Source organism: Citrobacter sp. C13, from assembly GCF_014596815.2.
GTDB classification, from domain to species: domain Bacteria; phylum Pseudomonadota; class Gammaproteobacteria; order Enterobacterales; family Enterobacteriaceae; genus Citrobacter; species Citrobacter portucalensis.
The window spans coordinates 2261147-2276118 of record NZ_CP115024.1 but is presented as its reverse complement, the minus strand read 5'-3'; the positions used below and the strand labels follow the sequence as shown (position 1 = coordinate 2276118).

The window sequence follows — 14972 nt, the reverse complement described above, 5'->3', positions numbered from 1 at the left end:
ACTTACCCCCACACATTCCAGGCCACGAGTGCGACAATAATCCAGAATATCGCAGAACCAAGAAATACGGCGAACCAGGCTTTACGTTTCATCGCGGGATCCCGGCGTGCAGGCTGGTTTCCTGAAGGCATCGCTAACCTCATACTATCGAAATCACTTATCATTTAGGCACCAAACAATTGGTACAATTAATCATCAGATAGGAGGAATCCTAATAAAAAAGGCGGAAAAAAGCCAGTTAATTTTCGGACTCGATCTGATAAATAAATCAATTGTTTGATCAGTTATGAATATTTGAGAGTGATTTTTGGCAAGCTGACTAATTTGAAACTACTTTAGAGAACTTTTTCCATAAATAATATATGGTTAATATATGTGGTGAGAAATAATGAATAAATTCAAACTCTCCCGTCGGTATCGCTTTATGCTTATGGATACCGACGAGGTTATGGCCGTTATTATTTCTCAGGCAATTTAATATCTTTAAACATGGCTTCAATATCATCGTTGGAACGCAGTGCCACCGCCGTGTCCACCACATCACGCGTCAGATGCGGCGCGAAACGTTGAATGAAATCATACATGTAACTACGTAAGAAGGTGCTGCGACGAAAACCAATTTTGGTGGTGCTATGGCTGAAAATATCATGCGCATCCACACGTACCAGGTCAGGATCGGAAACAGGATCAACCGCCATACTGGCAATCACACCCACGCCGAGCCCCAGACGAACATAGGTTTTAATGACATCAGCATCGGTCGCGGTAAAGACAATACGCGGCTCCAGACCCGCACGGTTAAACGCGGTGTCCAGCTCCGAACGCCCGGTAAATCCAAAGGTGTAGGTCACCAGTGGATACTGTGCCAGTTCCTCAATAGAAACCGAGGATTTGCCCGCCAACGGATGATCCGGCGTGACGACAATCGAACGGTTCCAGTGATAGCAAGGTAGCATCACCAGGTCGTCATACAGGTGCAAGGCTTCCGTCGCGATAGCAAAATCCGCATTCCCTTTCGAGACGGCTTCGGCAATTTGCGTTGGCGATCCCTGGTGCATATGCAATGAAACACGAGGATAACGCTCAATAAAACCTTTAATCACGTTCGGTAATGCGTAACGTGCCTGAGTATGCGTGGTGGCGATATACAGCGAACCTTTGTCCGGCCAGGTATGTTCACCAGCAACAGACTTAATGGCGTCCACCTTAGACAGAACTTCGCGCGCAATACGGATGACTTCCTGCCCCGCTGGCGTAACCTGGGTCAGATGCTTACCGCTACGGGCGAAAATCTGGATGCCAAGTTCATCTTCCAGCATACGAACTTGCTTACTGATACCGGGCTGAGAGGTATAAAGCCCTTCCGCCGTTGAGGAGACATTAAGGTTGTGATTCACCACCTCAACAATGTAGCGAAGCTGCTGTAATTTCATGTTATGCCATCCCGATTCGCGCCATCAAATCATCGTTCCAGTGCAGGCTCGTGGGCGCTGCTAATACGATTTAATAATAAAAAGCTTGTTAACTATAACCACTATATCATTTATATGTACGCTGTATAGGTATGACAAAAAATAATATGCCATAAACAAAAAGGGCCGCTTACGCGACCCTTTGAGGAGGAACTCAGCCAGAATGCTGTTATTTCTTCCCTTCTACCCATTTGCCGTCAACGAAGAACGCGGACCAGCCAGTCGCCTTACCGTCTTTCTCAGCGGCAACGTATTGCTGCTTGGTTTTACGGCTGAAACGAACCATGGACTTGTTACCATCCGGGTCAGTTTGCGGTGCGTCTGCCAGATAACGCAGTTTTTCCGGCAGGCGATCGCGGAAGCGATACAACTCTTCCACCAACGGCGCACGAGTCTCACGTGATTTCGGGAACGTATTGGCCGCCAGGAAGATACCTGCAGCACCATCACGTAACACGAAATACGCGTCAGATTTTTCACACGGCAGTTCCGGCAGCGGAACCGGATCTTCTTTCGGCGGAGCAACTTCACCGTTACGCAGGATCTTACGGGTGTTTTTACACTCGTCGTTGGTACACGCCATGTACTTGCCGAAACGTCCCATTTTCAGGTGCATTTCAGAACCACATTTTTCGCACTCTACGATCGGACCGTCATAACCCTTGATACGGAATTCACCCTCTTCGATCTCGTAGCCATCGCAAGTTGGGTTATTACCACACACATGCAATTTACGCTTAGGATCGATGAGATAGCTGTCCATTGCCGTACCGCACTTCTGGCAGCGGCGTTTGGCGCGCAATGCGTTCGTTTCCGCGTCGTCGCCTTCCAGCACGTTCAATACTTCGTTTTCCGGCACCAGGTTAATGGTGGTTTTACAACGCTCTTTCGGGGAAAGTGCGTAGCCAGAGCAACCAAGGAAAACGCCGGTACTGGCGGTACGAATACCCATCTTGCGTCCGCAGGTCGGGCAATCAATGCTGGTCAGTACCATCTGGTTCGGACGCATACCGCCCTCTTCAGGATCTTTCTCGGCTTTATCTAACTGCTGAGTAAAATCAGTGAAGAAGTTGTCGAGTACGCCCTTCCATTCGGCTTCGTGATTCGCCACCTGGTCGAGGCTGTCTTCCATCTGCGCGGTAAAATCGTAGTTCATCAGTTCACGGAAATTTTCTTCCAGACGATCGGTGACGATTTCACCCATTTTTTCAGCGTAGAAGCGACGGTTTTCAACGCGAACATAACCGCGATCCTGAATCGTAGAGATGATCGACGCATAGGTGGATGGACGACCAATGCCACGCTTTTCAAGCTCTTTAACCAGCGAAGCTTCACTGAAGCGTGCTGGCGGCTTGGTGAAGTGCTGCGCAGGTGTCAGCTCGATAAGCGTCAAGGTATCGCCTTTGTCCACCGCCGGTAGGATGCGATCTTCATCGCCCTTACGCAGCGCTGGCATCACTTTCGTCCAGCCATCAAAGCGCAGAATACGACCACGCGCCTTCAGACGGAAATCACCCGCGCCAACGGTCAGCGTGGTGGAATCATATTTAGCAGGCGTCATCTGACAGGCAACAAACTGGCGCCAGATCAGCTGATACAGTTTTTGTGCATCGGCTTCCATATCTTTCAGCGATTCCGCCAGTACGGCGACATCGGAAGGACGGATAGCTTCGTGCGCTTCCTGCGAATTCTCTTTGCTGGCGTACTGGTTCGCGTTTTCCGGCAGATATTTTTTGCCAAAATTATCGCTGATGTAATCGCGAACCATGGTGACAGCATCCTGGCTCAGGTTGGTTGAGTCAGTACGCATGTAAGTGATGTAACCCGCTTCATACAAGCGCTGCGCCATCATCATGGTTTTCTTCACACCAAAGCCCAGACGCGTGCTCGCAGCCTGCTGTAGCGTGGAGGTAATGAACGGTGCGCTCGGCTTGCTGCTGGTCGGCTTATCTTCACGTTCCAGGACGCTATAGCGCGCTTTTTCCAACAGGCTAACGGCGGCAAGCGTTTGTTCCCGATTTACGGGACGGAACGGTTTATCATTTTGATGCGTCACCTCAAGCGGCAACGCGTCGCCGCCCGGCGTGGTCGTGTTGGCATCAATTTCCCAGAACTCTTCTGGAACAAATGCTTTGATTTCGCGTTCACGCTCAACCACCAGACGCACAGCCACAGACTGAACGCGACCGGCAGACAGACCACGTGCAATTTTTTTCCACAGCAGGGGCGACACCATATAGCCCACAACACGGTCCATAAAGCGGCGCGCCTGTTGCGCATTTACACGGTCGATGTTCAACTCGCCCGGTTTTTCAAACGCCTGGCGAATAGCATTTTTGGTAATTTCGTTAAACACCACGCGGCTGTAGCGGGTGTCGTCGCCGCCGATAACTTCCCGCAGGTGCCATGCAATGGCTTCCCCTTCGCGGTCAAGGTCGGTTGCGAGATAGATGTGGTCGGCTTTTTCAGCCAGTTGCTTCAGTTCTGAAACAACTTTCTCTTTACCAGGCAGCACTTCATAACGCGCATCCCAGTTGTGCCACGGGTCAACACCCATACGGTTGACGAGAGCGCCACGTTCATCCTTTTTGGGCTTTTTAGCCGTTTTGGTGGAGGTTGAGTCGGCGCTCTTTTTAGTTGCTGAGCCACTGGTCGGCAAATCACGGATATGACCGACGCTGGATTTCACCACGTAGTCATTACCCAGATACTTGTTGATCGTTTTGGCTTTTGCCGGGGACTCAACGATGACAAGAGCTTTACCCATATTCACCTTTACCTAATTTGATTCTTCCAGAATGCGTCGCACGTTGATTCACCTTCCACTGGCGACGAGACATCGATATGGTCTCTGCGTCGGCGGATATCAACCCCTTAAACTGATTCGCGCTTGTAATGTAACTCTCATGTAACTGAGTTAACAGGCTTTTTTTCTCACAAACGCTCTAGCACGACGAAGTATTGGTCGAATGTCAAGCAAATCTGTTGCCAGATTGACGAAAGCGTCACACTGTACCTGATAAAATGCGTTACGCAACTTTATTAGCATGCAAAAACAAATCTCGCCAGTTGTAACACTGTCGTAAAACCTTCATTTATGTCAGGGAATATTTGCCCATAAGGCGGGCTCAGCGTAGACTAATGTCCTTGTTTAAGGAGTAAATCATGCATAAAGACACTCAACCCATCGATCGCGAAACACTGCTGATTGAAGCCAACAAAATCATTCGTGAGCATGAGGACACGCTGGCGGGGATTGTCGCCACCGGCGTTACGCAGCGAAACGGCGTGCTGGTTTTCAGCGGAGATTACTTTTTAGACGAGCAAGGGCTACCAACGCCCAAAAGTACGGCTGTGTTTAATATGTTTAAACACCTGGCGCACGTACTTTCTGAAAAGTATCACTTGATCGATTAATACGAGAAATAATTTGCCGGATGGCAGCAACGCCTTATCCAGCCTACATTGATGCATATTTGTAGGCCGGATAGGATATGTGAGCAGCGCTATCCGGCAATGACAATTTTACATCAGTGGCTTCTGCCCCCGCTGCCACCAGCGCATCAGCAAACGATCGGCGCTCTCCGCCGCACTACCGGTAAAACGATCCATCAGCTTTTTACGCTGCAGATAGCGAACGTTCAACACTTCACGACCTTCCATCAGCCCGAGGATCACCTCATCGCTGGTATTGATCTCATCCACCAGCCCATTTGCCAGCGCCTGTTGACCAAACCAGTGTTCACCCGTGGCAACCTGTTCAATGTCCAGAGTCGGACGCATGCGATGCACAAAGTCTTTAAACAGATGATGCGTTTCGTTCAGATCTTCGCGGAATTTCTGCCGCCCTTCTTCCGTATTCTCGCCAAGCAGCGTCAGCGTACGTTTGTACTGTCCGGCGGTGTGCAGTTCGATATCAATATCTTTCCCTTTCAGGAAGCGATTAAAGTTCGGGATCTGCGCCACCACGCCAATTGAGCCGACGATAGCAAACGGCGCCGAGACAATTTTATCTGCCACGCAGGCCATCATATATCCGCCGCTCGCAGCGACTTTATCCACCGTGACGGTCAACGGTATCTGCTTATCGCGCAGACGTTGCAATTGCGATGCAGCCAGGCCATAGCCATGTACCACACCACCCGGGCTTTCCAGACGAACCACCACCTGATCCTGAGGTTTAACAACCGCCAGCACCGCCGTCACCTCTTCGCGTAATGCGCTGACCTCATGGGCATCCATACTGCCTTTAAAATCAAGCACCCATACACGAGGTTTATCAGATGACGTGCTGTCACCCAGTTTCGCTTTTGCCTTGGCGGCCTTCGCTTCCAGCTTCTGTTTCTTTTTCTGCGCCTTACGCCAGAATTTTTGCTGATGCCCATCCAATAAAGCTAGCGACAAGTCTTCCTTCATCTCTTTATATTGATCGCTGAGGTTAATAACCCGCAACTCCCCACGCTGACGTTTGCGTTGTGTCGCGTTTACGATCAGCATCACCACCACTGCAATAGCCACCACGACAGTGACAATTTTTGCCAAAAACAGCCCATATTCAGACAACAATTCCACAAGACCCACCTTGGTTAAACAACGCGACTTCCGCTCAGTGTACAACAGGCGTGTCACCTCGTCTTGCTTCATACATCCAGTGCTGAATCAGTAAAAAGCATGACAAAGCGTTCATTTTGCGGTGTTATTGCCTTTGGCTGATTGAAAAAGTACAGGGTTTAAGGCATAAAGCCCAAAAGTTATCGCGAACGAGATGACCATGACGTCGCCGAGGAGTAGCTGTGCATTACCAACCTAAACAAGACCTTTTACAGGGCCGCATTATTCTTGTCACCGGTGCCAGCGATGGTATCGGACGCGAAGCAGCGCAGACCTATGCACGCTATGGCGCGACCGTTATCCTGCTTGGGCGTAACGAAGAAAAACTGCGTCAGGTTGCCCGCACTATCGCCGATGAAAACGGAACACAACCACAGTGGTTTACACTGGATCTACTCACCTGTACTTCTGAAGAATGTCACCAGCTTGCGCAGCGCATTGCCGCACATTTCCCGCGTCTGGATGGCGTACTGCATAACGCCGGATTACTCGGCGATATTTGTCCAATGAGTGAACAAAACCCGCAGGTCTGGCAGGATGTGATGCAGGTAAATGTGAATGCCACTTTTATGCTGACTCAGGCATTGCTGCCGTTGTTACTCAAATCCGATGCCGGATCGCTGGTCTTTACCTCTTCCAGTGTCGGTCGCCAGGGACGCGCCAACTGGGGAGCATATGCCACCTCAAAATTTGCTACCGAAGGGATGATGCAGGTTCTGGCGGATGAGTATCAAAACCGTCATCTGCGCGTAAACTGTATCAATCCTGGTGGGACGCGAACTGGCATGCGAGCCAGCGCATTCCCAACGGAAGATCCACAAAAATTGAAAACTCCCGCCGATATTATGCCGCTCTACCTGTGGCTGATGGGCGATGACAGCCGCCGTAAAACCGGTATGACTTTTGACGCCCAGCCGGGCCGTAAACCAGGAATAGCCCAATGAGTGAAGAACGCTATCAGCAACGTCAACAGCGCGTAAAAGATCGGGTTGACGCACGCGTTGCCGCAGCGAAGGACGAGCGCGGGATCATCATCGTGTTCACCGGAAATGGTAAGGGTAAAACCACCGCCGCATTCGGTACCGCCACGCGCGCGGTGGGCCATGGTAAAAAAGTCGGCGTCATACAATTTATTAAAGGTACGTGGCCAAACGGAGAACGTAATTTACTTGAACCCCACGGCGTAGAGTTTCAGGTTATGGCGACAGGATTTACCTGGGAAACGCAAAACCGTGAGTCCGACACCGCGGCCTGTATGGCAGTGTGGGAACACGGCAAGCGGATGCTGGCCGACGATGAACTGGATATGGTGGTGCTGGACGAGCTGACCTATATGGTGGCATACGACTATCTGCCGCTTGAAGAGGTCATCACTGCCCTAAATGCGCGCCCTGCCCATCAAACGGTGATTATCACCGGCCGTGGATGTCATCGCGATATTCTGGAGTTAGCGGATACGGTCAGCGAGCTGCGCCCGGTCAAGCATGCGTTTGAAGCGGGCGTGAAGGCCCAGATAGGGATCGATTACTGACACCAGGCCGGATAAGGCGCTTGCGCCGCATCCGGCTCCACGCTAACGTCTGATAGCGCTTTGCTTATCAGGCCTGGTCATGATTAACCGTTGTTGCTACGACCACCCGGACGACGGCTGCTACCGACCTGTGAGTGGCGCTTAACCGCACGACGGATCTGATTTGCCTTCATGCGACGACGATCTTTCTCGACGGCAACTTTAGATGTCGTTTCCGGCTTCAGCTCCACCAGTTCACGCAGATAGTTGGTCTGCGCGAGGTCAAGCTCGGTCCAGCCACCACGCGGCAGGCCTTTCGGCAGCGGGATATCACCGTAACGAACACGAATAAGACGGCTTACCTGCACACCTACAGCTTCCCACAGGCGACGGACTTCACGGTTACGCCCTTCGGTCAGCGTGACGTTATACCACTGGTTGATCCCTTCACCACCGCTGAACTTGATCGTTTTAAATGCCGCCGGACCATCTTCCAGCTGTACGCCACGACTCAGATCGCGCAGTTTTGCATCATCAACCTGACCAAAAACACGTACCGCATATTCACGTTCAACTTCACGGCTTGGGTGCATCAGACGGTTAGCCAGTTCACCATCGGTGGTAAACAGCAGTAAACCGCAGGTATTCACGTCCAGACGCCCTACGGCAATCCAGCGCGCATCACGCAGTTTTGGTAAACGATCGAACACGGTCGGACGACCTTCCGGGTCGTTACGGGTACACAGTTCACCTTCTGGCTTGTAATAGGCCAGAACGCGGCAGATTTGCTCCGCAGACTCTTTAACCGAAATCAGATGACCGTCGATACGGATTTTCAGGCCCGGAGTGACTTCAACGCGATCGCCGAGCGTGGCAATTTTGCCATCAACGCTCACGCGACCCGCGGCAATAATAGATTCGATTTCACGGCGAGAACCGTGGCCAGCGCGCGCCAGCACTTTTTGTAACTTTTCGCTCATAGAGCTTCCTTTAGATGTCGCCTTCACAGGCGTCGAACAGGAGAATCAACGGCGCCAGTCAGCGCCATTTTAAGGCCGCGTAGTATAGCGGTTCGCGCCCTTATAAGAAAGGTTTAACGTCACCGACGCCTTCACGCAACACCACCGGAGAATCGTCGGTTAAATCGATGACCGTGGTCGGCTGCTGGCCGAGATAGCCGCCGTGGATAATCAAATCCACCAGTTTTTCCAGGCGGTCTTTAATTTCTTCCGGATCTGACTCGGTAAATTCACTGCCAGGCAACATCAGCGATGTAGAGAGCATCGGTTCGCCCAGCGCTTCCAGCAGCGCCAGCGCTATCGGATTCGAAGGCACACGCAGGCCAATGGTCTTTCGTTTTTCCTGCAACAAACGGCGCGGAACTTCTTTCGTCCCTTTCAGGATGAAGGTGTAGTTGCCCGGCGTGTTGTTTTTAATTAAACGAAAGGCCACGTTGTCGACAAACGAATAGGTCGACAGTTCAGACAAGTCACGGCACATCAGCGTAAAGTTGTGCCCGTCCGGCAGGTGACGGATGCGGCAAATGCGCTCCATGGCGCCTTTATCTTCAATTTTGCAGCCCAACGCATAGCCGGAATCGGTTGGATAGACGATCACCCCACCTTTACGCACGATTTCAACGGCCTGATTGATCAGTCGCTGCTGCGGGTTTTCGGGATGAATATAAAAAAACTGGCTCATACTTTCCTCTCTGTGATCTCGGGCTGCTCCCAAAGTTGCCAGACGCCTTCTACGCCTGCGGGCAACCAAAGTTTACGCCCCAACTCAATCCATGGGCAGGGTAGATGAAAATCGGACCCTTGCGATGCCCACAGTTGATGCGAACGCGCAAGCGTCGCCAGATGGGTGCGTTCATTGGGAGACTGCTGGCACTGTGCCACTTCCATCGCGTCGCCGCGATGTTCAGCAAAATGTGCAACCAGTCTTTTCAGCCACTTAGCGCTAAGATCGTACCGCCCAGGATGAGCCAGAACAGCCTTACCGCCAGAATGATGAATGACATCAATAGCTTGTTCTATTGTACACCACTGTGGCGGAACGTAACCGGTTTTCCCACGAGCAAGATATTTTTTAAAGACATCCGCCATGGTTGTGGCTTTTCCGCATTCCACCAGGAAACGCGCAAAATGGCCCCGCGTAACCGCCCCGCCATCAGCCAGACGTAACGCCCCTTCCCACGCGCCGGGGATATGCGCTTTGTCGAGTCGTTCGGCAATCAGGCGCGCACGCTGCTGACGACGTTCCGTTTGTTGCGCCAGAAATTCGCACATCATTGGATGGTCGATATCAATGTTCAGACCCACTATATGGATCTCATGGTTTTCCCAAACCGTTGATATCTCGACGCCAGGGATCAAATTTAACGCTAAACCCGAACGTGAAATTTCTTCTCTTGCCGCCGCAATGCCCGCCGTGGTGTCATGATCGGTGATCGCCAGTGTACCGACTCGCATCTCTACCGCACGGTGTACTAAGGCTTCTGGGGTTAATCGCCCATCGGAGGCTGTAGTATGACTGTGCAGGTCATAAATCACTGCGTAATTCGTGTCGCTCAAGGCGGCTCCCGTTTCAATAAATGTCGTAACACGCTCATCATAGCGGTTTCGACAAATATACTGAAATCAGGTGTTGACTTTATTCCATCGAACTAGTTAACTAGTACGCAAGTTCACATGAAGAAGGTATCTGAGATGAAAGCAACATTTGTTCTGCACGGTTGGTGGCGCACTTCCTGATTTCGGGCAGTGTCTTACGTCTGCAATATGCAACCAGATACCCGGCCCGCCAAATGAGCGGGCTTTTTTTTGAACAAAATTTATGAGAATAACGATGCAAACTCAAAAACCGACACTCGAACTGCTTGCCTGCGATGCCGCCTACCGTGAGAATCCGACAGCGCTGTTTCATCAGGTGTGTGGCGCACGTCCGGCAACGCTGCTGCTGGAATCTGCAGATATCGACAGCAAAGACGATCTGAAGAGCCTGCTGCTGGTCGATAGCGCATTACGCATTACCGCTCTCGGTGACACTGTCACCATTCAGGCATTATCCGCAAACGGCGCATCGCTGCTGCCCCTACTGGATGCAGCCCTGCCCGCTGGCGTTGAGAATGAAAAACAGCCGAATGGTCGTCATCTGCGATTCCCCGCTGTCAGCCCGCTGCTGGATGAAGACGCCCGCTTATGTTCTCTTTCCGTATTTGACGCTTTCCGCTTACTGCAGGAGCTGGTGAATGTTCCTGTACAAGATCGTGAAGCGATGTTCTTCGGCGGTCTGTTTTCCTACGACCTGGTTGCCGGTTTTGAAGATTTACCTCAGCTTGAAGCGGGCAACCGTTGCCCTGACTACTGCTTCTATCTGGCAGAAACGCTGATGGTTATCGACCACCAGAAAAAAAGCACTCGTATTCAGGCCAGTGTTTTTACCCCCAATGATGCGGAAAAACAGCGTCTTAACGCTCGTCTGGCGCAGTTGAGCCAGCAGCTTACCGAGCCTGCGCCGCCGTTGCCGGTCACTGAAGTCCCACAGATGCGCTGTGAGTGCAATCAGAGTGATGAAGAGTTTGGCGCCGTAGTTCGTGGCATGCAAAAAGCGATTCGCGCGGGCGAAATTTTCCAGGTTGTTCCATCCCGCCGTTTCTCGCTCCCCTGCCCATCACCGCTGGCGGCCTACTATGTGCTGAAGAAAAGTAACCCCAGCCCATACATGTTTTTCATGCAGGACAACGATTTCACGCTGTTTGGCGCCTCCCCGGAAAGCTCGCTGAAATACGATGCCACCAGCCGCCAGATTGAGATCTACCCGATTGCTGGCACTCGCCCGCGCGGTCGTCGTGCGGACGGTTCGCTTGACCGCGACCTCGACAGCCGTATCGAGCTGGAGATGCGTACCGACCATAAAGAGCTTTCTGAGCACCTGATGCTGGTTGACCTTGCGCGTAACGACCTGGCGCGTATCTGTACGCCGGGCAGTCGCTACGTTGCTGATCTCACCAAAGTCGATCGTTACTCCTTCGTTATGCACCTGGTTTCGCGCGTGGTTGGTGAACTGCGTAGCGATCTGGATGTGCTGCACGCTTACCGCGCCTGTATGAATATGGGCACGTTAAGCGGAGCGCCAAAAGTTCGCGCCATGCAGCTTATCGCCGAGGCAGAGGGTCGTCGCCGTGGCAGTTACGGCGGCGCGGTAGGTTACTTCACGGCGCATGGCGATCTGGATACCTGTATTGTCATTCGCTCCGCCCTCGTGGAAGACGGTATTGCCACCGTACAAGCCGGTGCCGGGATTGTTCTGGATTCTGTACCGCAGTCTGAAGCCGATGAAACCCGTAATAAAGCGCGCGCGGTTCTGCGTGCTATCGCCACCGCGCACCACGCACAGGAGACCTTCTAATGGCTGACATTCTGCTGCTCGATAATATCGACTCATTTACCTATAACCTGGCAGATCAGCTGCGTACTAATGGTCACAACGTGGTGATTTACCGCAACCATATTCCGGCCCAGACGTTGATTGACCGCTTAGCAACGATGAAAAATCCGGTACTGATGCTCTCTCCAGGGCCTGGTGCGCCAAGCGAAGCAGGTTGCATGCCGGAGCTGTTAACCCGCCTGCGCGGCAAGCTGCCGATCATCGGTATTTGTCTGGGACACCAGGCCATTGTTGAGGCCTATGGCGGTTATGTGGGCCAGGCTGGAGAAATCCTGCACGGCAAAGCGTCCAGCATTGAACACGACGGTCAGGCGATGTTTGCTGGTCTGGCGAATCCGCTGCCGGTGGCTCGCTATCATTCATTGGTTGGCAGCAACGTTCCTGCTGGATTGACCATTAACGCCCACTTTAACGGCATGGTGATGGCGGTGCGTCACGATACCGATCGCGTCTGCGGCTTCCAGTTCCATCCGGAGTCAATTCTGACCACCCAGGGCGCGCGTTTGCTGGAACAAACGCTGGCCTGGGCGCAACAGAAGCTTGAACAAACCAATACGCTGCAACCCATTCTGGAGAAACTGTATCAGGCCCAGACGCTGTCCCAGCAGGAAAGCCACCAGCTGTTCTCTGCCGTGGTTCGTGGTGAACTGAAGCCGGAACAACTGGCTGCGGCGCTGGTGAGCATGAAAATTCGTGGCGAACACCCGAATGAAATTGCCGGTGCGGCAACCGCGCTGCTGGAAAACGCAGCCCCGTTCCCACGCCCTGATTATCTGTTTGCCGATATTGTCGGTACCGGCGGCGACGGCAGCAACAGTATCAATATTTCTACCGCCAGCGCCTTTGTTGCGGCGGCTTGCGGACTGAAAGTGGCCAAACACGGAAATCGTAGCGTCTCCAGCAAGTCTGGCTCTTCGGATCTGTTAGCGGCATTTGGCATCAATCTGGATATGAACGCCGATAAATCCCGTCAGGCGCTTGACGACCTCGGCGTGTGCTTTCTGTTTGCGCCGAAATATCACACCGGTTTTCGCCATGCCATGCCGGTACGCCAGCAGTTGAAAACCCGCACGCTGTTTAACGTGCTCGGCCCGTTGATTAACCCGGCGCATCCGCCGCTGGCGCTGATCGGCGTTTACAGTCCGGAACTGGTGCTACCGATTGCTGAAACGCTGCGCGTGCTGGGATATCAACGGGCAGCCGTGGTTCACAGTGGTGGCATGGACGAAGTTTCGCTGCATGCACCGACCATTGTGGCAGAGCTGCACGATGGGGAAATCAAGAGTTATCAACTGACGGCAGAAGACTTTGGTCTGACGCCTTACCACCAGGAACAGCTGGCTGGCGGCACGCCGGAAGAAAACCGTGACATTCTTAGTCGCTTGTTACAAGGTAAAGGTGAAGCCGCTCATGAAGCTGCTGTTGCCGCGAATGTCGCCATGTTAATGCGCCTGCACGGTGAAGAAGATTTAAAAGCCAATGCGCAAACCGTGATTAATGTACTGCGTAGCGGTGCGGCTTATGACCGCGTCACTGCACTGGCAGCAAGAGGGTAAATGATGCAAACCGTTTTAGCGAAAATTGTCGCAGACAAGGCGATTTGGGTAGAAGCCCGCAAACAGCAACAACCGCTGGCCAGCTTTCAAAATGATGTTCAGCCTGGCTCTCGTGATTTCTACGATGCGCTGCAAGGTACACGCACCGCCTTTATTCTGGAGTGCAAAAAGGCGTCTCCATCAAAAGGCGTGATCCGTGATGACTTCGACCCGGCACAAATTGCTGGCGTCTATAAACATTATGCTTCCGCGATCTCTGTACTGACCGATGAGAAGTATTTCCAGGGGAGCTTTGATTTCCTGCCCATCGTCAGCCGCATCGCACCGCAGCCGATTCTGTGCAAGGACTTTATTATCGATCCTTACCAGATTTACCTGGCACGTTTCTACCAGGCGGACGCCTGTTTATTGATGCTGTCGGTGCTCGATGATGAGCAATATCGTCAACTCGCCGCCGTCGCCCACAGTCTGAAAATGGGCGTACTGACCGAAGTCAGCAACGAAGAAGAGCTGGAGCGTGCTATCGCACTGGGCGCCAAAGTCGTTGGTATCAACAACCGTGATTTACGCGACCTGTCGATTGATCTGAATCGTACCCGTCAACTGGCGCCGCGACTGGGTCACGGTGTTACCGTCATCAGCGAGTCCGGGATCAACACCTATGGTCAGGTGCGCGAGCTCAGCCACTTCGCCAACGGTTTTCTGATTGGCTCCGCGCTGATGTCGCATGATGATCTGCACGCCGCCGTGCGTCGCGTACTGCTCGGCGAGAATAAAGTCTGCGGTTTAACCCGGGCTCAGGATGCAAACGCAGCATACGAAGCGGGCGCCATTTACGGCGGCTTGATTTTTGTACCCACATCGCCGCGCGCGGTCAACGTTGCACAGGCGCGAGAGGTCATGACCGGCGCGCCACTGCAATACGTCGGGGTATTTCGCAACTCAGATATTACCGACGTGGGCGCAACAGCGGCAGAGCTGGGACTAGCTGCCGTGCAACTGCACGGTAACGAAGACCAGGCCTATGTTGACGCCCTGCGCGAGGTACTGCCCGCACAGGTACAAATCTGGAAGGCGCTCAGCGTCAGCGAGACGTTGCCAGCCCGTGATTATCAGCATGTCGATAAATACGTCTTCGACAACGGCCAGGGCGGCAGCGGTCAACGCTTCGACTGGTCACTTTTAGGCGGACAATCGCTGGATAACGTTTTACTGGCAGGCGGACTTGGTGCAGATAACTGCGTTGACGCAGCAAAAACCGGCTGTGCCGGTCTCGATTTCAATTCTGGCGTAGAGTCACAGCCGGGCATCAAAGATGCACGTCTTCTGGCTTCGGTCTTTCAGACGCTGCGCGCATATTAAGGAAAAGGA

At 52.6% G+C, this 14972-nt stretch carries 14 protein-coding genes and 1 other annotated feature; of the genes, 7 read left to right on the top strand and 7 right to left on the bottom strand.

What is annotated here, in order from left to right; all coding sequences use genetic code 11:
* Positions 1–2 precede the first annotated feature (2 nt).
* The 3 genes from IB222_RS10870 to topA all read right to left on the bottom strand — a co-directional run bounded on the left by IB222_RS10870 (position 3) and on the right by topA (position 4239).
* Positions 3–143 carry a YmiA family putative membrane protein gene (locus tag IB222_RS10870; protein WP_213732144.1) on the bottom strand — a complete coding sequence of 47 codons (141 nt, stop codon included), beginning with the start codon at positions 141–143 and terminating at the stop codon, positions 3–5.
* Positions 144–458: 315 nt separating this feature from the next.
* The gene (gene cysB, locus IB222_RS10865; protein WP_003020610.1) at positions 459–1433 is read right to left on the bottom strand and encodes an HTH-type transcriptional regulator CysB; all 975 of its coding nucleotides are present in this window, start codon (positions 1431–1433) and stop codon (positions 459–461) included.
* A gap of 208 nt (positions 1434–1641) precedes the next feature.
* Positions 1642–4239: a type I DNA topoisomerase gene (gene topA / locus IB222_RS10860; protein WP_149281022.1), complete on the bottom strand. Its 2598-nt coding sequence runs from the start codon at positions 4237–4239 to the stop codon at positions 1642–1644.
* A 398-nt stretch (positions 4240–4637) separates the two neighbouring features.
* Between topA and IB222_RS10855 the strand changes: the two genes are divergently transcribed.
* Entirely contained in the window at positions 4638–4889 is a 252-nt protein-coding gene (locus IB222_RS10855; protein WP_003020616.1) for a YciN family protein, read from the top strand.
* Between the two features lie 108 nt (positions 4890–4997).
* Here IB222_RS10855 and sohB read toward each other — a convergent pair whose 3' ends face one another.
* Positions 4998–6044, bottom strand: coding sequence for a protease SohB (gene sohB / locus IB222_RS10850; RefSeq protein WP_149384851.1), 1047 nt, complete (start codon positions 6042–6044; stop codon positions 4998–5000).
* Positions 6045–6265: 221 nt separating this feature from the next.
* Between sohB and IB222_RS10845 the strand changes: the two genes are divergently transcribed.
* Positions 6266–7027 carry a YciK family oxidoreductase gene (locus IB222_RS10845; RefSeq protein WP_008784935.1) on the top strand — a complete coding sequence of 254 codons (762 nt, stop codon included), beginning with the start codon at positions 6266–6268 and terminating at the stop codon, positions 7025–7027.
* The gene (gene cobO / locus IB222_RS10840) at positions 7024–7614 is read left to right on the top strand and encodes a cob(I)yrinic acid a,c-diamide adenosyltransferase (protein WP_149384850.1); all 591 of its coding nucleotides are present in this window, start codon (positions 7024–7026) and stop codon (positions 7612–7614) included. Before IB222_RS10845 ends, cobO begins: the two co-directional genes overlap by 4 nt.
* A gap of 83 nt (positions 7615–7697) precedes the next feature.
* On the opposite strand, the gene rluB is transcribed toward cobO, so the two are convergent.
* From rluB to rnm, 3 genes are all read right to left on the bottom strand, one after another.
* Complete coding sequence (rluB, locus tag IB222_RS10835; protein WP_003020625.1) at positions 7698–8573, bottom strand: 23S rRNA pseudouridine(2605) synthase RluB; 876 nt, start codon at positions 8571–8573, stop codon at positions 7698–7700.
* Positions 8574–8673: 100 nt separating this feature from the next.
* Entirely contained in the window at positions 8674–9294 is a 621-nt protein-coding gene (locus tag IB222_RS10830) for an L-threonylcarbamoyladenylate synthase (protein WP_003833336.1), read from the bottom strand.
* A complete protein-coding gene (gene rnm, locus IB222_RS10825; RefSeq protein ID WP_149384849.1) occupies positions 9291–10169 on the bottom strand; it encodes an RNase AM in 879 nt (292 codons plus the stop codon). The genes IB222_RS10830 and rnm overlap by 4 nt, the downstream gene beginning before the upstream one ends.
* Positions 10170–10304: 135 nt before the next feature.
* Between rnm and trpL the strand changes: the two genes are divergently transcribed.
* The 4 genes from trpL (at position 10305) to trpCF (ending at position 14963) form a co-directional block, all read left to right on the top strand.
* Positions 10305–10349, top strand: coding sequence for a trp operon leader peptide (gene trpL / locus IB222_RS10820; RefSeq protein WP_012905981.1), 45 nt, complete (start codon positions 10305–10307; stop codon positions 10347–10349).
* Positions 10326–10420, top strand: a sequence feature (Trp leader region). Its footprint overlaps the gene before it by 24 nt.
* 23 nt (positions 10421–10443) lie before the next feature.
* Complete coding sequence (locus tag IB222_RS10815; protein WP_149384848.1) at positions 10444–12006, top strand: anthranilate synthase component 1; 1563 nt, start codon at positions 10444–10446, stop codon at positions 12004–12006.
* The gene (gene trpD / locus IB222_RS10810; RefSeq protein ID WP_003020639.1) at positions 12006–13601 is read left to right on the top strand and encodes a bifunctional anthranilate synthase glutamate amidotransferase component TrpG/anthranilate phosphoribosyltransferase TrpD; all 1596 of its coding nucleotides are present in this window, start codon (positions 12006–12008) and stop codon (positions 13599–13601) included. The genes IB222_RS10815 and trpD overlap by 1 nt, the downstream gene beginning before the upstream one ends.
* A gap of 3 nt (positions 13602–13604) precedes the next feature.
* Positions 13605–14963: a bifunctional indole-3-glycerol-phosphate synthase TrpC/phosphoribosylanthranilate isomerase TrpF gene (trpCF, locus tag IB222_RS10805; RefSeq protein ID WP_149384855.1), complete on the top strand. Its 1359-nt coding sequence runs from the start codon at positions 13605–13607 to the stop codon at positions 14961–14963.
* Positions 14964–14972 lie beyond the last annotated feature (9 nt).